Annotated in this window: 16 protein-coding genes and 1 pseudogene; 11 read left to right on the top strand and 6 right to left on the bottom strand. The window is 69.8% G+C overall.

The window, feature by feature from the left end; genetic code table 11:
* Nucleotides 1-9: 9 nt before the first annotated feature.
* From ACZYVJ_RS03510 to ACZYVJ_RS03495, 4 genes are read left to right on the top strand one after another with little or no spacing between them, the layout of a single operon-like run.
* Nucleotides 10-759, top strand: coding sequence for an SDR family NAD(P)-dependent oxidoreductase (locus tag ACZYVJ_RS03510; RefSeq protein ID WP_463829751.1), 750 nt, complete (start codon nt 10-12; stop codon nt 757-759).
* Entirely contained in the window at nt 756-1922 is a 1167-nt protein-coding gene (gene cbiE / locus ACZYVJ_RS03505) for a precorrin-6y C5,15-methyltransferase (decarboxylating) subunit CbiE (protein ID WP_463829750.1), read from the top strand. The genes ACZYVJ_RS03510 and cbiE overlap by 4 nt, the downstream gene beginning before the upstream one ends.
* Nucleotides 1919-2674, top strand: a complete 756-nt coding sequence (gene cobM, locus ACZYVJ_RS03500) for a precorrin-4 C(11)-methyltransferase (RefSeq protein ID WP_463829749.1) — start codon at nt 1919-1921, stop codon at nt 2672-2674. The genes cbiE and cobM overlap by 4 nt, the downstream gene beginning before the upstream one ends.
* On the top strand, nt 2674-3402 hold the full coding sequence (locus tag ACZYVJ_RS03495; RefSeq protein WP_463829748.1) for a cobalt-precorrin-6A reductase: 729 nt from the start codon (nt 2674-2676) through the stop codon (nt 3400-3402). Before cobM ends, ACZYVJ_RS03495 begins: the two co-directional genes overlap by 1 nt.
* Here ACZYVJ_RS03495 and sigC read toward each other — a convergent pair.
* Both sigC and ACZYVJ_RS03485 read right to left on the bottom strand, forming a co-directional pair.
* Nucleotides 3391-3945 (bottom strand): RNA polymerase sigma factor SigC, encoded by a 555-nt coding sequence (gene sigC / locus ACZYVJ_RS03490; protein ID WP_463832816.1) that lies wholly within the window; start codon nt 3943-3945, stop codon nt 3391-3393. The genes ACZYVJ_RS03495 and sigC overlap by 12 nt on opposite strands.
* A 114-nt stretch (nt 3946-4059) precedes the next feature.
* Nucleotides 4060-4752, bottom strand: a pseudogene (locus ACZYVJ_RS03485) (DUF2275 domain-containing protein); the annotation flags it as partial.
* A 176-nt stretch (nt 4753-4928) separates the two neighbouring features.
* Here ACZYVJ_RS03485 and ACZYVJ_RS03480 point away from each other — a divergent pair.
* Entirely contained in the window at nt 4929-6578 is a 1650-nt protein-coding gene (locus tag ACZYVJ_RS03480) for a PPE domain-containing protein (RefSeq protein ID WP_463829747.1), read from the top strand.
* Here the strand turns inward: ACZYVJ_RS03480 and ACZYVJ_RS03475 are convergent.
* Genes ACZYVJ_RS03475 through cobG form a run of 3 tightly spaced genes read right to left on the bottom strand, consistent with a single transcriptional unit; the run spans nt 6575 to nt 9840 of the window.
* On the bottom strand, nt 6575-8077 hold the full coding sequence (locus tag ACZYVJ_RS03475; protein WP_463829746.1) for a precorrin-2 C(20)-methyltransferase: 1503 nt from the start codon (nt 8075-8077) through the stop codon (nt 6575-6577). The two genes, ACZYVJ_RS03480 and ACZYVJ_RS03475, sit on opposite strands and share 4 nt — an antisense overlap.
* Nucleotides 8074-8700, bottom strand: coding sequence for a precorrin-8X methylmutase (locus ACZYVJ_RS03470; RefSeq protein ID WP_463829745.1), 627 nt, complete (start codon nt 8698-8700; stop codon nt 8074-8076). Before ACZYVJ_RS03470 ends, ACZYVJ_RS03475 begins: the two co-directional genes overlap by 4 nt.
* A 45-nt stretch (nt 8701-8745) precedes the next feature.
* Nucleotides 8746-9840, bottom strand: a complete 1095-nt coding sequence (gene cobG / locus ACZYVJ_RS03465) for a precorrin-3B synthase (protein ID WP_463829744.1) — start codon at nt 9838-9840, stop codon at nt 8746-8748.
* 100 nt (nt 9841-9940) lie between these two features.
* Between cobG and ACZYVJ_RS03460 the strand changes: the two genes are divergently transcribed.
* From ACZYVJ_RS03460 to cobN, 6 genes are read left to right on the top strand one after another with little or no spacing between them, the layout of a single operon-like run.
* Nucleotides 9941-10768, top strand: a complete 828-nt coding sequence (locus ACZYVJ_RS03460; RefSeq protein WP_463829743.1) for an ABC transporter permease — start codon at nt 9941-9943, stop codon at nt 10766-10768.
* 11 nt (nt 10769-10779) lie between these two features.
* A complete protein-coding gene (locus tag ACZYVJ_RS03455; RefSeq protein ID WP_463829742.1) occupies nt 10780-11535 on the top strand; it encodes an ABC transporter ATP-binding protein in 756 nt (251 codons plus the stop codon).
* Nucleotides 11532-12542, top strand: a complete 1011-nt coding sequence (locus ACZYVJ_RS03450; RefSeq protein WP_463829741.1) for an ABC transporter substrate-binding protein — start codon at nt 11532-11534, stop codon at nt 12540-12542. The genes ACZYVJ_RS03455 and ACZYVJ_RS03450 overlap by 4 nt, the downstream gene beginning before the upstream one ends.
* A gap of 10 nt (nt 12543-12552) precedes the next feature.
* Nucleotides 12553-13644, top strand: a complete 1092-nt coding sequence (locus ACZYVJ_RS03445) for an LLM class flavin-dependent oxidoreductase (RefSeq protein WP_463829740.1) — start codon at nt 12553-12555, stop codon at nt 13642-13644.
* Nucleotides 13645-13685: 41 nt separating this feature from the next.
* Complete coding sequence (locus tag ACZYVJ_RS03440; protein WP_463829739.1) at nt 13686-14360, top strand: alpha/beta hydrolase; 675 nt, start codon at nt 13686-13688, stop codon at nt 14358-14360.
* Between the two features lie 47 nt (nt 14361-14407).
* Nucleotides 14408-18007 (top strand): cobaltochelatase subunit CobN, encoded by a 3600-nt coding sequence (cobN, locus tag ACZYVJ_RS03435; RefSeq protein WP_463829738.1) that lies wholly within the window; start codon nt 14408-14410, stop codon nt 18005-18007.
* A gap of 7 nt (nt 18008-18014) precedes the next feature.
* Here cobN and ACZYVJ_RS03430 read toward each other — a convergent pair whose 3' ends face one another.
* On the bottom strand, nt 18015-18818 hold the full coding sequence (locus tag ACZYVJ_RS03430; protein WP_463829737.1) for an SDR family NAD(P)-dependent oxidoreductase: 804 nt from the start codon (nt 18816-18818) through the stop codon (nt 18015-18017).
* Nucleotide 18819: the final 1 nt, after the last annotated feature.

Raw genomic sequence — 18819 nt, 5'->3', positions numbered from 1 at the left:
ATCGCAGCCGTGGACGACACGGGCGCAGGTCCAGTACTTATCCTGGGCGGCCGCAGCGAGATCGGGATCGAGCTGGCGCGACTCCTCGCGCCCGGCACGACGGTCGTGCTGGCCGCCCGCAACGCCGATCAGCTCGCTGAGCAGGTCAGCGCGCTCAAAGCCGCCGGTGCCACGGCGGTCGACACGAGGGAATTCGACGCCGACGACCTGGCGTCGCACGGCCCGCTGGTCGCCTCGATCGTCGCCGACCACGGTCGGATCGGCACCGCGGTGCTGGCGTTCGGCATCCTGGGCGACCAGGCGCGCGCCGAAACCGACGCCGCGCACGCGGTCGCCGTCGTCCACACCGACTACGTCGCGCAGGTCAGCCTGCTCACCCATCTGGCCACGGCCATGCGCAAGGCCGGCACGGGCCGCCTGGTGGTGTTCTCCTCGATCGCCGGCGCGCGCGTGCGCCGCGCCAACTACGTCTACGGCTCGGCCAAGGCCGGCCTGGACGGCTTCGCCAGCGGCCTGGCCGACGCGCTGCACGGCACCGGCGTCCGGCTGCTCATCGCCCGGCCGGGATTCGTCATCGGGCGCATGACGGAAGGCATCACGCCCGCGCCGTTGTCCAGCACGCCCGCGCAGGTGGCCGGCGCGACCGCGCGTGCGCTCGCGAAGGGCCGCCGCACCGTGTGGATCCCGTGGGCGCTGGGCCCCGCGGCGGCGGTGATGCGACTGCTGCCGCAGTTCGTCTGGCGCAGGATGCCGCGATGATCATCGTGATCGGAATCGGCGCCGACGGGATGGCCGGGCTCGGCGAGGCGTCGCGCGCCGAACTCCACAGGGCCGCAGTCATTTACGGCTCCCAGCGGCAACTCGACCTGCTCGACGACACGGTTCGCGCGCCCCGGCGGCAGTGGCCGTCGCCGATGTTGCCTGCGCTGCAAACGTTGCTCGACGAGCACACGGGCGATGTGCACGTGGTGGCCAGCGGCGATCCGCTGCTGCACGGCATCGGGGGCACCCTGGTCCGGCTGCACGGCCGCGACAACGTCAGGGTCCTGCCGCACGTGTCGTCGGTGACGCTGGCGTGCGCACGGATGGGCTGGAATGTCCACGACACCGAGGTGATCAGTCTGGTAACCGCACCCCCGCACACCGCGGTGCGTCGCGGCGGGCAGGCGATCGTGCTGGCGCAAAGCAAGTCCACGCCAACGCAGCTCGCCGCACTGCTCACCGCGCATGGCCGCGGCGATTCGGAGTTCACCGTTCTCGAACGACTCGGCGCACCGGACGAGCACCGCCGCGACGGCACCGCCCGCGACTGGGCCGACCACCGAGATCTCGACGACCTCAACGTGATTGCCGTGCGCTACCTGCCCGACGAACGCGTGTCACCCCTGCCCGACGACGCCTTCGCCCACGACGGGCAGATCACCAAACAAGGCATCCGCGCGGTGACGCTGGCCGCCCTGGCGGCGCGCCCGGGGGAGCGATTGTGGGACGTCGGCGCGGGCTCGGGCAGCATCAGCGTCGAATGGTGCCTGAGCGGACGGGGTTGCAGCGCAGTGGCATTCGAGAGCAACGACAAACGCCGGCGCAACCTCGAGGTCAATGCCGCCGCCTTCGGGGTCAGCATCGATGTGCGCGGCGACGCCCCCGGTGCGTTCGACGGCGCCGAGCCGCCGTCGGCGATCTTCATCGGCGGCGGGCTGACCGGACCCGGCCTGTTCGACGCGTGCTGGGCCCACCTGCCCGGCGGCGGGCGACTCGTCGCCAACGTGGTCACCACCGAGTCTGAAGCCGTTCTGACACAAGCACATCAGCGCCTGGGTGGTCAGCTGCGACGCTTCCAGCACTATCACGGCGAGCCGCTTGGCGCCTTCACCGGCTGGCGACCGCAGTATCCCGTCACCCAGTGGGTGGTGACCAAGTGACGGTGTATTTCATCGGCGCGGGGCCGGGAGCGGCCGACCTCATCACCGTGCGCGGCCAGCGGCTCCTGCAAACCTGCCGGGTGTGCCTGTATGCCGGCTCCATCATGCCCGACGACCTACTGGCGTGGTGCCCGCCGGACGCGAAAGTGGTTGACACCGGCCCGCTTACGCTGGAGCAGATCATCAGCGAGCTGAGCGAGGCGCACGCCGTCGGCCTGGACGTGGCGCGCCTGCATTCCGGTGATCCGTCGCTCTACAGCGCGCTGGCCGAGCAATGCAGGCGGCTCGACTCGCTCGGCATCGACTACGAAATCGTGCCGGGCGTGCCGGCTTTCGCCGCCGCGGCCGCCGCCCTCAAGCGCGAACTCACCGTTCCGGGGGTGGCGCAGACCGTGACGTTGAGCCGGGTGGCGACCCTGTCGACGGCCATGCCGCCCGGCGAGGACCTGAAGACCCTGGCCCAATCCGGCGGGACGCTCATCCTGCATCTGGCCGCCGCCCAGATCGACTCCATCGTCCCGCAGCTTCTCGAAGGCGGCTATCAACCCGAAACGCCGGCAGCCGTCGTGGCTTTCGCGAGCTGGCCGCAAGAGGCGGTGCTGCGCGGCACCCTGGCCGACATCGCCGCGCAGATGCATCGGGCCGGCATCACCAAGACCGCCGTGATCATCATCGGCGACGCGCTGACCGCCGGCGGCTTCGCCGACAGCTACCTGTACTCGACCGGTCGCGCCCGGGGGAGCAGGCATTGATGCGCGTCCTGCTGCTCGGCGGCACCGGGGAGGCCCGCGCACTGGCGAAAGCCCTGCACCCGCGTGTCGATGTCGTCAGCTCCCTGGCCGGGCGCGTTCCGGATCCGGCCCTGCCGGTCGGCCCGGTGCGCATCGGCGGCTTCGGCGGAGTCGACGGGTTACGGCGCTGGCTGCGCGACGAAAACATCGACGCCGTCGTCGACGCGACCCACCCGTTCGCGGCGACCATGACGGCGCACGCCGCCGCGGCGTGCACTGAATCGCGGATCCCTCACCTCATCCTGGTCCGCCCGGCCTGGGATCCGGGCGCCGCCGTCGTCGTCGACTCGGACACCGGTGCCGCTGAAACCGTTGCACGGCAAGGCTATTCGCGGATATTTCTCACCACCGGGCGCTCGGGGGTGCGGGCCTTCGCCGGCAGCGACGCGTGGTTCCTGATCCGGGCGGTCACCGACCCCGACGCGTCCGCGCTGCCGCGTCATCACCGCGTGCTGCTGTCTCGCGGACCGTACGGCTACGACGCAGAGTTGGCGCTGCTGTGCGATCACCGCATCGATGCCCTGGTCACCAAGAACAGCGGCGGGGACATGACCCGCGCGAAGCTGGATGCCGCGGCGGCGCTGGACGTTCCGGTGGTGATGGTGGCGCGGCCGCCGCTACCGGCCGGGGTGTTGACCGTCGGCACGGTGGCCGAGGCCGCCGAATGGGTTGGCGCGCTAGCCGGTTAGGTGGCCGCGCTCGCCATCGGCCAGCAGCGCGTCGCGGGCGCGCGCAACGCGGGAGCGGATGGTGCCCACCGGGCAGCCGCAGACCGCGGCGGCATCCGCGTAGGGCAGGCCGAGCAGCTGGGTGAGCAAAAGCGCTTCGCGCTGTTCGGCATTGAGGTTGGCGATCATCGTCGTCACCTCGACCAGGTCCTCGAATCCGCGGGCGTGCCGGTCCCCGCGCACCACGTGTTCGGGATCGGCGCCCAGGGCGGCGCGGGGCCGCGATTGCAGGTGGCGGATGTGGTCGGCCACGACGCGGCGCGCGATCGACAGCAGCCAGGTCCGCGCGCTCGAGCGCCCGGAGAATCGCTCGATGGCGCCGATGGCGCGCAGGAAGGTTTCTTGGGTCAGGTCGTCGGCGTTGCCCGTATCCGACAGATAGGCGACGAACCGCCACACGTCTTGCTGGGTGGCCTTGATGAACGACTCGAGCGCTCGCGAGTTGCCGCGTGCGGCTGACAACGCGAGCTCGGTTACGGCCTCGTCGTCGCTCGGCGCGGTCATGCCCAACCACCTTTGTTGTGCGAGTTTTCCGATTCTACGACGGCTCGTCGTAGAGGATGTGGTCGGGTCGATGGCGGCGCGATTGATGGGCCGCAGGTGGCCGCGCCGCCGACCACTGGGTGAGTCCGCCGCCCAGGCGGGGAAGTCGGCGTCGTCCGAGGCATCGGAACCGCGCCGTCGGTGCGAGCCCACCCGTTCCCGCGCCACCAGCAATGCGAACGCCAGGCCCAACAACAGGGGCATATGGCTGGCGATGCGGGTCGCGGTGACTTCGCCGTCGAAGGCGTCGACGATCACATAACCCAGCAGCGCAACGGAATAGACACCGGTGATCGCGGCGACCCCCGACGCTGATGCGGGCCAGACGCCGGCGGCGATCATGGCCAGGCCCAGCGCCAGCAGCCAGGCCGTCGACTCGTGCATCAGGTGTTCGCCGGACATCGCGCCGTGCATGTGAGCCGACACCATGCCGAAATCGATGCCGCTGATTTGGGCGGCGGCGATCGCCACCTGGAACAGGCCGACGGCGATCAGGCCCCACCGGCGGTAGTGCGACCGCAACCAGCGCATCCGGGCCTGGTGTCCGGTGGGCTGCTCGCCGATGCTGGCCATGATCTTCTCGACCAGATCGGGTCCGTCACCGGGAGTCACCGACGCCAGCCGTCGCGTCTGCACCGCCGCGCCGATCAGCCAGGAGCGGCAGCTGCGGCAGGATTCGAGGTGGGCGTCGACTTGCTGCGCGAGCACCTGGGGACGCTCGCCGTCCAGTCGAGCCGACAGCGCTTCGCGCGCAATCTCACACCGCATCCCTGCATCGTTGCGCATGGCCCGGCCGCACGCAAAGACTCGCGGAATTTGGCGCCGCAACAAAATCGCGGGGAACTTATTCGCGCCGACAACCGACCTCTGATCGAACGCATCGCCCAGCCCATCCACAAGTTCACCGAAGAGGTATTCGTGCTCTTGCCTGAAGGCCCCCGACGATGACCGCCCCGATCTGGATCGCGTTTCCCCCCGAAGTGCACTCGACGTTGCTCAGCAGCGGGCCCGGACCCGCGCCGCTGCTGGCCGCCGCATCGGCATGGTCGTCGCTGAGCACCGAGTACGCGACCGCGGCAGCCGAGCTCAGCGCAGTGTTGGGCGCCGTGCAGGCGGGTTCGTGGGAAGGACCCAGCGCGGATCAGTACGCGGCCGCGCACGCCCCTTACCAGGCCTGGCTGCTGGAGAGCGCGGCCAAGAGCACGGCGGCGGCGAGCCTGCACGAGACAGCGGCCACCGCCTACACCGCGGCCCTGACCGCGATGCCGACGCTTGGCGAACTCGCGGCCAATCACGCGGTGCACGGGACGCTGGTCGCCACGAACTTCTTCGGGATCAACACCATTCCCATCGCCGTCAACGAGGCCGACTACGCGCGCATGTGGGTACAGGCCGCCACGACGATGACCACCTACCAGGCCGTCAGTGCATCCGCCCTGGCGGCAGTCCCGGCGACGACACCGGCGCCGACGATCGTCGTGCCGGGTGCTGAGGCGGCCACCGCCGGCGTCGCGGCGGTACAGGCGGCCGCGGCGGCCCCGGCGGCGGCTTCCGGTTCGAACCTCAACAATGCGGATACCTCGAGTGCCCAGCAGCAGGCAACGACGCAGACCTATCCGTCGTGGCAGGACCAGCTCACCCAGTGGCTGCAGCAGTACACCCAGAACTTCGCATGGCCGGTGTCCAAAGACCTCAACCCCGGTGGGTGGCCGTTTCCGCCGGTGCCGTGGGTCAACAGTCTCGCCTCGTTCTTCGGGCAGCTGGGACTGTCGCCGGCCCTGTCGAGCGCGCTGGGCTGGGCCATCTTCCACACCCTGATGATCTTCTGGCCGTTCATCCAGCTCGCGATCCAGATGGCGGTGGTGCTCGCACCGGTCGTCGTCGCTGCCATCGGCGCGGCAGCGGCGGGTGGGGCGGCGGCCGCGGTCACCGCGATCAGCGTCGCGGTCCCGCTCTCGACGCCGGCGCCGTTGCCGGCCGTCGCCGCAGCGCCCGCACCGGTGGTCGCCCCGGCGCCGACGATCGCCAGCGCGCCCGTCAGCGTGAGCCACGCGCCGACACCGACCACCGCCCCCGCGACGACGGTCGCCGGCTCGGCCGGCGGCGGACCGGTCGGTGGGGGACCCGGTGTCGGCTTCGGTCCAACGGCGACCGACGGCATCGGAGCGAACGTGTCCAACGCCCTCTATGCGGTCGGGCTTTCGGGTCTGTCGGCGCGCGGCAGCGCGAGCAGCCGGTCACGTCGCAAGTCGGAGGAACCGGCGTCCGACGACGTCGACGCACCCGCCGCCGCGGCCGCGGCCGCCGCGGCCAAGAAGAAGGCCCGCGCTCGCCGGCGCCGCGGCGGCACCGCGACCGAGCGCGCGTACCGCTACGAGTTCATGGACCTGGACGAAGATTCGAGTCCAACCGGCGACGCCGAAGACGCTTACGCCGCAAGCCCTTCCGAGGACAGTGCCGGACCGCTCGGATTCGCCGGTGCCGCAGCCAAATCCGATGCCGCGCAAGCCGCCGGGTTGGTGACGCTGACCCGTGACGGGTTGAGCGACGGCCCCACCCTGCCGATGATGCCGAGCACCTGGGATCGCGACTAGGCCTGGTAGCGCCGCGGTGTGAAGACCCGGTCGGTGGAATCGTGTGAGTACCACTGGGTTTGCGACGACCCGACGATCAGCAGGCAGCGCATGTCGATTTCGCCGGGATTGAGATCGGCCAGCCCGACGACGCGGACGTCTTCGTCGGGGCCGGAGACGTTGCGGCCGATCACCACCGGGGTGCCGGGTTCGCGGTGGGCCAGCAAGATGTCGCGCATCGCGCCGACCTGCCAGGTTCGCGTCTTGGAGGCCGGGTTGTAGATCGCCAGCACCAAGTCGGCTGCCGCGGCGGCCTGCAGCCGCGCGGAGATCACCTCCCACGGCTTGAGGCGGTCAGACAGCGAGATCACCGCATAGTCGTGCCCCAACGGGGCGCCGACCCGGCTGGCCACCGCCTGGGCAGCGGTCATCGCCGGAAGCACCCGGACCTGCACCCCCGGCCATTCTTTGGCCTCTTCCAGCACCGCGGTCGCCATCGCGAACACACCCGGGTCACCCGACGAGACCACCGCCACAGCGCGGCCCTGCTCGGCCAGCGCGCACGCCAGCCGGGCCCGCTCGGGCTCATCGCGGTTGTCGCTGGGGTGACGCTGCTGGCCGTCGCGAGCCGGCACGCGGTCCAGGTAGCCGCCGTAACCGATCAGGTCGGTCGCGGCGGCCAGCTCGCGCCGGGTCTGCGGCGTCATCCAGTCCATGTCACCGGGACCCAGTCCCACCACCGTGACGCTGCCGGCCGCGGGCTGGCGCCGGCCACGCTGCCCACCCGGCAGGATGGCCAGCGAGAAGTACGGAACGCCGGCCTCATCGACGTCGGCGGCGGGCAGTATGCGTTGCGCGGCGGTGCTGGCCCGCTCCACGTAGAACGCGTCGTCGAGCTGACCTGAAGCCGAAAAAGCTTCCCGCACAGCATGATATGAGCGTCCAAGCTTGAGCACGACGGCGGCGTCGGCGTCGGCGAGCCGACGGGTCAGCTCTTCGACCGGCAAGGTGCCCGGCAGCACCGACAGCACCTCGTCGCCGGCCACCAACGGTGTCGCGATCGCCGCCGAGGCGGCGCTCACCGACGTCACGCCGGGCACGATAACCGCATCGAACCGCTCCGTGAGCCGGGTGTGCAGGTGCATGTAGGAGCTGTAGAACAGCGGATCACCCTCGGCCAGCAGGGCGACATCGCGACCGGCGTCGAGGTGCGCCGCGATGCGCTCGGTCGCCTCGACGTAGAAGTCCTCGATCGCCCCGGCATAGCCGCCGGGATGGTCGGTCACCTCAGTGGTGACGGGGTAGACCAGGTGCTCTTCGATCTGACCGGGCCGCAGATAGGGTTCGGCGATGCCGCGGGCGATGCTGCGGCCATGCCGGGCGCTGTGATAGGCCACCACGTCGGCCTCGCCGATCACCCGGGCGGCTTTGACGGTCACCAATTCCGGGTCACCGGGCCCCAACCCGACGCCCCACAGCGTTCCCCTTTGGGCGCTTCGCGCGGTGCCCTGTGCGGTCATTCGCGGTCGCTCGCGATCGCGTTGACGGCCGCGGCGGCCATCGCGCTGCCGCCGCGGCGGCCCTGCACCACCAGATACGACATTCCGCGTGGTCGGTCGATGAGCTCCTGCTTGGACTGCGCCGACCCGACGAATCCCACCGGACCGCCCAGCACCGCGGCCGGTGCCGGCGCGCCCTCGTCGATCAGTTCAAGCAGCCGGAACAACGCGGTGGGAGCGTTGCCAATGGCCAGCACGGCGCCGGCCAGCTCGTCGGCCACCAGCTCCACCCCCGCCGCCGAGCGGGTAACGCCCCGGCGTGCGGCCAGCTGGGGGGTGCGCGGGTCGGCCACCAGCGACACCACCTGGTTGCCGGCGGGCAGGCGTGCACTGGTTATTCCGGCGGCCACCATGGACGAATCGCACAGCACCGGAGCACCCGTGCGCAGTGCGGCGCGCCCGCGCGTCACGACGTCGTCGGTGAACGCGACGTGCTCGGCGACGTCGACCTGGCCGCAGGTGTGGATCAACCGGACGACCACCTGTGCCACGTCGGCGGGGAATCGCGCCAGGTCGGCTTCGGCGCGGATCGTCGCGAACGACTGGCGATAGATCTCCGCCGCGTCGCGGATGTAGTCGAGCACCCGCCCACTTTAAGGCTCGTCCACGCCGCGAACCGCCGCGCCCGGCTACAGCCGCCGGTATCCGTCCGGTGTAGCCAGCAGCACCTCACCGGCCAGGGGACTGCCGCACGCCCGGTCGCAGCCGACGAAGTGCCGGTGCGCCGGCGCGTCGGCATCCAGCGATCGCGCGGCGTCGGCCCGCACGTCGGCGGCCGAGCGGGCGCAGCCGGGGCTGCCGGTGCAGGCGCTGACGGTCAGCCACGGGGAGTTCTCGTCGAACACCAGGCCCAGAGGCGCCAGCACCCGCAGCGCGGTGTCGGCCACCTCTTCACTGAGATCGCACACCAGCACCGAGCGCCACGGCGTGATCACCAGCGGCGCCTCGATCGCGGCCAGGTACTCCGCGACACGTGCCTGCAGCACACCCAGCGGCACCGCGGCCCCCAGCGTCACCCGTCCGTCGTCCTGGTTGATCCAGCCCACCGGAGCCTTGGTGACGGCCGGAAATGATGCGGGACGCTGTTCGATGCCGGGTAGCAGCCGCCGCATGTCGTCCAATTCCTGGACGCGCCAAGCCGTTCCGCGGATGTCGACGAATCGCATCGCGAGAGTGATCAGCGTCTCGACCACCTCGTCGGCGGCCAGCCGGACGCCGGTGTCGCGTCCGGCAAGCAACAGCGCACAGCCGTCGGAGAACGCATGCACCCCGACGTCGGCGCGCAACCCCGAGACGTCGCCGCGCCCGTCGTCCAGGCTGAACCAGAACCGGCCGCCCAGCTCGGCGAGCCTGGGCTCGGCGCAGAGCCCGGCATCGAGCTCGCCGACCCAGCGCCGGACGTCGAGGTGTCCTCCCGAGCGCCCCGACAGCGGTGAGGCGACGATGTTGCGGACCCGCTCGTGCGTGGTCGACGGCAACAGGCCCGCGGCCGCGATCGCCTCGCCAACCGCAGTCACGTCGGTCAGCCCGCGCAATTGCACGTTGCCCCGGGCGGTCAGCTCGAGCGTTCCCGAACCCGACCGGTCACTGACGGCGGCCAACGCGGCCAGCTGGGCGGCCGTGATCATGCCGCCGGGTAGCCGGATCCGGGCCAATGCGCCGTCGGCCGCCTGGTGCACCTGCAGCGCACCCGGGCATGCGTCGGTGTCGCGCGTCCTGGCCACCCGTCCACGGTACGGCCCCCGTTGGAGACGACGACCGGGATTGCCTTCAGCCAGACGTAAACCCTTACCCCGGCCCCGGCCGCGCCATAGCGTCGGCACAGTGAGCATTGCCACCGCGCTCGACGCTGCGCCGAGCAAGCCGGGTGGCGCCCCAGCCGGCGGGAAGAGCGGACTATGGGCGCGCCGCAAATGGGAGGTCGTGCGCGTCGTGTCGCCGCTGGCGCTGCTGGCGCTGTGGCAGCTGGGCAGCGCGCTCGGCCTGATTCCCGCCGACGTGCTTCCCGCGCCCTCCCTGATCCTCGAGGCCGGAGTCGAGTTGACCCGCAACGGGCAGCTCGCCGCCGCGCTGCACATCTCCACCGTCCGCGTTGTGGAGGGGCTGCTGCTGGGCGGGATCATCGGGATCGTGGCGGGCGCGGCGGTCGGCCTGTCCCGCTGGGTCGAATCGACCGTGGACCCGCCGATGCAGATGATCCGGGCCCTGCCGCACCTGGGACTGATCCCGCTGTTCATCCTCTGGTTCGGAATCGGCGAGCTGCCCAAGGTGCTGCTCGTCGCCCTTGGGGTGGTCTTCCCGCTCTACCTCAACACTTTTTCGGCGATCCGGCAGGTCGAGCCCAAGATGCTGGAAACCGCTCAGGTGCTGGGCTTTTCGTTTTTCCAGCGGTTCACCCGCATCATCGTGCCCAGCACGGCGCCACAGGTGCTCGTCGGCTTCCGGCAATCGCTGGCCATCGCGTGGCTGACCTTGATCGTCGCCGAACAGATTAACGCCGACAGGGGAATTGGCTTCCTGATCAACAACGCCCGGGATTTTCTGCGAATCGACATCATCATCTTCGGGCTGACCATCTACGCGCTGTTGGGCATCGTCACCGACGCGCTCGTCCGGCTCATCGAACGCCGCACGCTGCGGTACCGACACTGAAAGGTCCAGGCTTGACACTCATCGCGGAATCGGCCGCCGCCACCCGTGGGCGGACGGACATCGCCGGCGAGCTGCGCCACGTCGACAAGTGGTACGGAAACCGGCAGGTGCTCAACGACGTTTCGGTGCGGGTGCAACGCGGCGAGATCGTCGCGCTGGTCGGGCGCAGCGGCTCGGGCAAATCGACGGTGCTGCGGGTGCTCGCCGGACTGTCGGATGACCACAGCGGGCAGCGCGTGGTGGCCGGTGCGCCGGCGCTGGCATTTCAGGAGCCGCGCCTGTTCCCGTGGCGCGATGTGCGGACCAACGTCGGTTACGGCCTCATCCGCGGCCGTCTCCCGCGGGCGCAGGTCCGGGATCGCGCCGACCGGGCGCTGGCCGATGTGGGGCTGGCCGACCACGCCGGGGCATGGCCGCTGACGCTGTCCGGCGGTCAGGCGCAACGTGTTTCGCTGGCGCGCGCGCTGGCAGCCGAGCCGCAACTGTTGTTGCTCGACGAGCCGTTCGGTGCGCTGGACGCGCTGACCCGGCTGACCATGCACACCCTGCTGCTGGATCTGTGGCGCCGGCACGGGTTCGGGGTATTGCTGATCACCCATGATGTCGACGAAGCGGTGGCGCTCGCCGATCGTGTGCTGGTGCTCGACGAAGGCCGCGTCGTGCACGCGCTGACCATCGACGAGCCGCGCCGCGCACCCGGTGATCCCGGTGCGCACACCGAGCGGCATCGCGCGGAGCTGCTGAATCGTCTTGGCGTGCGACTTTGACGCGCGGTTTCGTCGCGCTGGCCGCGACGCTCGTATTCCTGTCGGCCGGATGTGTCTCGCGCACAACGAATTTGGGGCCCAAACCGCCGCCGGCCGCGGTGCCTCTGTCGGACCTGTCCGGTCTCACCCTGCAAGTGGGGGATCAGAAGGGTGGTACCGAAGCGCTGCTGCGCGCCGCCGGACAGCTGGACAACCTGCCCTACCGCGTCGCGTTCTCGACGTTCACTTCCGGCCCGCCACAGGTCGAGGCGGCCACCGCGGGCAAGATCGACTTCGCGATCACCGGTAACACGCCGCCGATCTTCGGGGCCGCCAGCAATGCGAAGATCAAGGCGGTCTCCGCATACGGTGGCGGCGGCGCGGGCAATCGCGTTCTGGTGCATGCTGATTCGCCCATCACGGCGGTCTCCGACCTGCGTGGCAAGGCGATCGCCGTCGCCAAGGGCAGCTCGTCGCACGCCAACCTGCTGGCCCAGCTGGACAAGGCCGGGCTCAAACCCGCCGAGGTGAAGTTCGTGTTCCTGCAGCCCGCCGACGCGCTGTCGGCGTTCAGCCAGCGCCAGGCCGACGCCTGGGCCATCTGGGATCCGTATACCGCCCAGGCCGAGCAGCAGATCGCGGTGCGCAGCATCGCCGAGGCGCAGGGCGTCACGAATGGCGACTGGGTGGGCGTGGCATCCGACCAGGCGCTGGAGGACCCGAAACGCAACACCGCGCTGTCCGACCTGCTGGTGCGTTTCGAGAAGGCCGTGCAGTGGGCCAGGGCTCATCCCCAAGAGTGGGCCCAAGACTATTCCGCCGCAGTAGGATTGGATCCTCAAGTGGCGGCGGTCGCGGCGACGCGCAGCCTGCGGCTACCGACCGAACTCGGTGACGACGTGGTCGCGTCGGAACAGAAGCTGGCCGACTTGTTCGCGGCCGCGGGCCAGCTCGCATCGTCGCCCCGGTTTGCCAACTGGGTCGACCGTCGATTCAACGAGGCGTTGCGACAAGGCCTCGCCAGCTGATTGAGGAGTTATGGCGGCAAAGTTTTTCTGGTTCCTGCCGACCACCGGCGACAGCCGATCCATCGTAGGTGGGTCGCATGCGTCGTCGCACCACGTGGTTCCGGCGAGTCATCGCAAGCCGACGCGTCGCTATCTGGCCGAGGTGGCGCGCGCCGCGGACCGGCTCGGCTACGAGGGCGTGCTGACTCCCACCGGGACCTGGTGTGAGGACGCGTGGTTGACGGCGTCGGCGCTGCTGGCCGAGACCGAACGGTTGAAGTTCCTGGTCGCGTTCCGGCCGGGCCTGGTGCCGCCGACGCTGGCCGCGCAACAGACCGCGACGCTGCAGCGGTTCTCGGACGGCCGGGTGCTGCTCAACGTCGTCAGCGGTAGCGACGACCGCGAGCAGCGCCGCTTCGGTGACTGGCTCGGCCACGACGAGCGCTACGCGCGCACCGGCGAATTCCTGCACATCGTCAGTTCCGTGTGGCGTCGGGAATCCGTCGACTTCGAGGGCAAGTACTACCACGTCGAAGACGCACGGGTGTCCGAGCCGCCGGATCCGTTGCCGCAGATTTATTTCGGCGGATCCTCAGCGCCGGCACTGGCGATCGCGGCCGAATACGTGGACGTGTACCTCACCTGGGGTGAGCCGCCGCAGGCCGCGGCGGAGAAGATCACCAAGGTTCGGGCACTGGCCCAAGAGCGTGGCCGCGACGTGCGATTCGGGATCCGGTTGCACACCATCAGCCGCGACACCTCCGCGGCGGCATGGGCCGTGGCCGAAGAACTGGTCAGTGAACTGAGCCCCGAGCAGATCGCGAACGCCACTGAGCAGCATGCACGTTCAGAGTCCGAAGGGCAGCGTCGCATGACCGCGCTGCACGGCGGCCGTCTCGACAAGCTGGAGATTTACCCGAATCTGTGGGCCGGGGTGGGGCTGGTGCGCGGCGGCGCCGGCACCGCGTTGGTGGGCAGCCACCAGGAGGTCGCGAACCTCATCGCCGAATACCACGCGTTGGGCTTCGACGAATTCATCCTGTCGGGCTATCCGCATCTGGAAGAGGCCTACTGGTTCGCCGAGGGCGTGCTGCCGATCCTGCGCAACAAGGGCGTTGCCTGATCGAGGATTGAACACGCGTCAGTGCGGGCATCCTCGTGCCCGTGAGGACGGTGGAGTATGCCCCGGGCCGGTGGGCCGATGTCTTCGGCGAGCCGGCGCCATCCACGATCTTGCTGTGGCATGGCGCGCAGACCGACGCCCGGGCCGCCGTCGGCCCATTGGCCGGCATGCTGGCCGGGCGCGCCGCGGTGGTGGTGGCACCGGACTGGAACTCCCAGGCCGATGACGGCGGACGCGCAGATCTACTGCGGTCGCTGGAGTTCACCTGCAACCTCGCCACCGATGCCGGGCGCATCCTGCTCGTCGGGTGGTCGATGGGCGGTGCCGCCGCGGCGGGCGTGTCGCTGCACGCTGCGCAATTCGGCTTCGCTCCGGCGCACACCGTGTGCCTCGCCGGAGCCTTCATGGTTCCCGATCCGATCTCCGGTGCGCCGCTGACCGACGGGCTGAGCGCCGCTATTGTCGGTTCGCCGTTCTCGTTGCTGCACGGTCTCGACGATGACGTGGTGCCGGTGAGCACCAGCAGGGATTTCGCCGCCTGCCTCGAACGTGTCGGCTGGCCGGTGGAGGTGGTGGAACTGGCGGCCGATCACGGGTCGATCGCCGGCGCCGACTACGACGTGCTCGCGGACCGCTACGAACCGGCGAAGGACGGCCCGGCTCGAATCATGGCGCAACAGGTGGCCGACCGGATCGCGGCGATGCTGGGCGGTTGACCGGTCCCAGTAGGCGCCGGCGCGCCTCGTTGCGGTACGAATGACGGGTGGCTGAGCCGACCATCCTGCTGCTGTCGACATCCGATACGGACCTGATCAGCGCCCGTTCCAGCGGGAAGAACTATCGGTGGGCCAACCCGTCGCGGCTGTCGGAGGACGTGGGGGCACCTCCCGCTTGCGGGGGACTGCCCGACCTGCTGACCGGCGCCGCCATCGTGGTGGTGCGGATCCTCGGCGGCTATCGGGCGTGGCAAAGCGGCATCGACACGGTGATCGCCAGTGGGGTGCCGACGGTGCTGGTCAGCGGCGAGCAGGCCGCCGACGCCGAGTTGACCGGTCTGTCCACGCTGGCGGCCGGCATCGCGGTGCAAACGCACATCTACTTGGCCCACGGCGGCGTGGACAACCTGCGCCAGCTGCACGCCTTCCTCTCGGACACCGTGTTGATGACCGGGTTTGGATTCACCCCGCCGGTCGTGACCCCGACGTGGGGGGAACTGCCGCGGCCGAACGCCGTTGATGCCGACGGCCCGACGATCGCCGTGCTGTACTACCGCGCGCAGCACCTGGCCGGCAACACCGGCTATGTCGAGGCGCTGTGCCAGGCCATCGAAGACACCGGCGCGAGGGCGATGCCGGTCTACTGTGCGTCGCTGCGCACCGCCGAGCCCGAACTGCTGCAACGGCTGGGCGACGCCGACGCCATGGTGGTCACCGTTTTGGCGGCCGGGGGACTGAGACCTGCGGAGGCTGCAGCCGGTGGTCCCGATGACAGTTGGAACGTCGAACACCTTGCCGCCCTTGATATCCCGATCCTGCAGGGACTGTGCCTGACCAGCCCGCGCGCCCAATGGCGCGCGAACGACGACGGCCTGAGCCCGCTCGACGTGGCCAGTCAGGTGGCGGTGCCCGAGTTCGACGGCCGCATCATCACGGTGCCGTTCTCCTTCAAGGAGATTGACGACGACGGCCTGATCTCCTATGTCGCCGACGAGGAACGCTGCGCTCGGGTCGCGGGCCTGGCGCTGCGCCACGCGCAGCTGCGCCATGTCGCCCCGGCGGACAAGCGGGTGGCCCTGGTGTTCTCGGCGTATCCGACCAAGCACGCCCGCATCGGCAACGCGGTCGGGTTGGACACGCCGGCAAGCGCCATCGCACTGCTGCAGGCGATGCGCGAGCACGGCTACCGGGTGGGCGAGCTGCCGGGTGTGCAGGCCAACGACGGCGACGCTCTGATCCACGCGCTGATCGAGCGGGGCGGACAGGACCCCGACTGGCTCACCGAAGGCCAGCTGGCCGGCAATCCGATCCGGGTGTCCGCCAAGGATTACCGCGAATGGTTCGCGACGCTGCCCACCGCATTCACCGACGCCGTCACCAAGCACTGGGGCCCCGCACCGGGAAACTTTTTTGTGGACCGCAGCAACGATCCCGACGGCGAAATCGTGATCGCCGCAATGCAATCGGACAACCTGGTGTTGATGGTGCAGCCGCCCCGCGGCTTCGGGGAAAACCCGGTCGCCATCTACCACGACCCGGACCTGCCGCCCAGCCACCACTACCTGGCCGCTTATCACTGGCTGGACGTCGGCTTCGGGTCGCACGCGGTGGTGCATCTGGGCAAGCACGGCAACCTGGAATGGCTGCCCGGCAAGACGCTGGGCATGTCGGCGGCCTGTGGCCCCGACGCCGCCTTGGGCGACCTGCCGATGATCTACCCGTTCCTGGTCAACGACCCCGGCGAGGGCACCCAGGCCAAACGACGCGCGCACGCCGTTCTGGTCGACCATCTGATCCCGCCGATGGCGCGCGCCGAATCCTACGGTGACATCGCGCGTTTGGAGCAGCTGCTCGACGAGCACGCCAACGTCGCGGCGCTGGATCCCGGCAAGCTGCCCGCCATCCGCCAGCAGATCTGGACGCTGATGCGGGCCGCGAAGATGGATCACGATCTGGGCCTGACCGAACGTCCCGAGGAAGACTCGTTCGACGACATGCTGCTGCACGTCGACGGCTGGCTGTGCGAGATCAAGGATGTCCAGATCCGCGACGGCCTGCACATCCTGGGGCAAAAGCCAACGGGGGAAGCCGAACTGGATCTGGTGCTGGCGATCCTGCGCGCCCGCCAACTGTTCGGCGGCGAGCACACCCTGCCCGGATTGCGACAGGCCCTCGGTTTGGCCGAGGACGGTACCGACGAGCGGACCGCGGTCGATCGCACCGAGGCCGTGGCCCGCCAGCTCGTCGGTGCCTTGCAGGCGACCGGCTGGGATGCCGATGCGGCCGAACGGATCGCCGAGAACGCCGAGGTCGCCGCGGTGCTGCGATTCGCGGCCACCGAAGTGGTGCCGAGGCTCGCCGGGACCGCCGCCGAAATCGAGCAGGTGCTGCGCGCCCTGGACGGCCGGTTCATCCCGGCCGGCCCGTCCGGATCCCCGCTGCGCGGCCTGGTCAACGTGCTGCCCACCGGCCGCAACTTCTATTCCGTCGACCCCAAGGCGGTACCGTCTCGGCTGGCCTGGGAAGCCGGTGTGGCGCTGGCGGATTCGTTGCTCACCCGCTACCGCGAAGACCACGGGCAGTGGCCGCAATCGGTCGGGCTGTCGGTGTGGGGCACCTCGGCCATGCGCACCGCCGGCGACGACATCGCCGAAGTCCTTGCCCTACTCGGTGTTCGCCCGGTGTGGGATGACGCGTCGCGGCGCGTCGTCGACCTGGCGGCGATTCCGCTGGCCGAGCTGAGTCGCCCGCGCATCGACGTGACGGTACGCATCTCCGGTTTCTTCCGGGATGCCTTCCCGCACGTCGTGACGATGCTCGACGACGCGGTGCGGCTGGTCGCCGAGCTCGACGAACCCGCCGAGGACAATTACGTGCGGGCGCACGCCCAGGCCGACCTGGCTCAGCACGGCGATCAGCGCCGATCCACCACAAGGATTTTCGGATCCAAGCCGGGCACCTACGGCGCGGGATTGCTGCAGCTGATCGACAGCCGCAACTGGCGTGACGACGCCGACCTGGCCGCCGTGTACACGGCGTGGGGCGGCTTCGCCTACGGCCGCGACCTCGATGGTCGCGAGGCCGTCGACGATATGAACCGGCAGTACCGGCGCATCGCGGTGGCCGCGAAGAACACCGACACCCGCGAACACGACATCGCCGACTCCGACGACTATTTCCAGTACCACGGCGGCATGGTGGCCACGGTGCGCGCGTTGACCGGGCAGGCGCCCGCCGCGTACATCGGCGACAACACCCGCCCCGACGCGATCCGCACCCGCACCCTGTCGGAGGAGACCACCCGCGTATTCCGGGCGCGCGTCGTCAATCCGCGCTGGATGTCGGCGATGCGCCGGCACGGATACAAGGGCGCGTTCGAGATGGCGGCGACGGTGGACTACCTGTTCGGCTACGACGCGACGGCCGGGGTGATGGCCGACTGGATGTACGAACAGCTCACCGAGCGCTACGTGCTGGACCCGGAGAACCGCAAGTTCATGTCGGAATCCAATCCCTGGGCCCTGCACGGCATGGCCGAACGGCTGCTGGAGGCCGCCGGGCGCGGCATGTGGGAGGCGCCGCAACCGGAAACCCTGGACGGGCTGCGGCAGGCGCTGCTGGAAACCGAGGGCGATCTGGAGGGCTGACGGGCCCCTAGATAAAGTCAGACCCGCCATCCACGTTGACCGTCGCGCCGGTGACATAGCCGTTGCGTCGCGACGCCAGATAGGCGGTCAGGGAGGCGACCTCTTCGGGCAGCCCGGCGCGGCCGAGGTCACAGGGCTGGTGAAAGTTGTTGTCGATCCAGGTCATGACGTCGACCGGGTTGGTGGCGTCGAGGCCATCGGCGGCGAGGATGTCCTTGAGCGCTTCGGTGAAGCTCGCGGTGACGATGGTTCCCGGGCACACGCAGTTGACCAGAATGCCGTCCGTGGCAAGGCTTTTCGACAAATTCTTGGTGACACTCGCCAAGGCCGATTTCGATGCCGTGTAGGCGATGATCCGGGGGTTCTGGCGCTGAATCGAATGCGCGGACAACGTCACGACGCGGGCCCAGTCCGCGGAGCGGAGCAGCGGCAAGGCGGCGCGGATCGATCGGACGGCCGACATCGTGCCGAGGGTGAACGCCTCGTCCCACTGTGCGTCGTCCATCTGCTCGAAATAGCCGTCGCCGGGTCCGATCGTGTGGACCAGGCTGTTGAGTTGCCCCCAACGTTGCGCGACGGCGGCGAAGCCGGCGGAGATGGACTCGGCGTCGGTCATATCCACGCTTATGCCCACGGCATCGGGAGCGCCCGCGCGCCGCAGCGACGAGACGGCAGCGTCGAGCGCCTGGTGGCCTCTGGCCATCACCGCCACGCTGGCTCCTTCGGCCGCAAGGGTTTCGGCGATGGCCAGACCCATGCCCTTACTGCCGCCGGTGACCACGGCTGTCGATCCCGCAAAGCCCAGGTCCATC

It is taken from the genome of Mycobacterium sp. IDUB_3 (assembly GCF_055419585.1).
Note: the sequence above shows the minus strand (reverse complement) of the source record. Positions and strands in the feature narration are given on the sequence as shown.

Coding starts and splice junctions, on each gene's coding strand:
- ACZYVJ_RS03445 (WP_463829740.1), top strand. CDS start 12,553: ATGGCGGCAAAGTTTTTCTGGTTCCTGCCGACCACCGGCGACAGCCGA.
- ACZYVJ_RS03475 (WP_463829746.1), bottom strand. CDS start 8,077: ATGACCGCACAGGGCACCGCGCGAAGCGCCCAAAGGGGAACGCTGTGG.
- ACZYVJ_RS03430 (WP_463829737.1), bottom strand. CDS start 18,818: ATGGACCTGGGCTTTGCGGGATCGACAGCCGTGGTCACCGGCGGCAGT.
- ACZYVJ_RS03480 (WP_463829747.1), top strand. CDS start 4,929: ATGACCGCCCCGATCTGGATCGCGTTTCCCCCCGAAGTGCACTCGACG.
- sigC (WP_463832816.1), bottom strand. CDS start 3,945: ATGACCGCGCCGAGCGACGACGAGGCCGTAACCGAGCTCGCGTTGTCA.
- cbiE (WP_463829750.1), top strand. CDS start 756: ATGATCATCGTGATCGGAATCGGCGCCGACGGGATGGCCGGGCTCGGC.
- ACZYVJ_RS03495 (WP_463829748.1), top strand. CDS start 2,674: ATGCGCGTCCTGCTGCTCGGCGGCACCGGGGAGGCCCGCGCACTGGCG.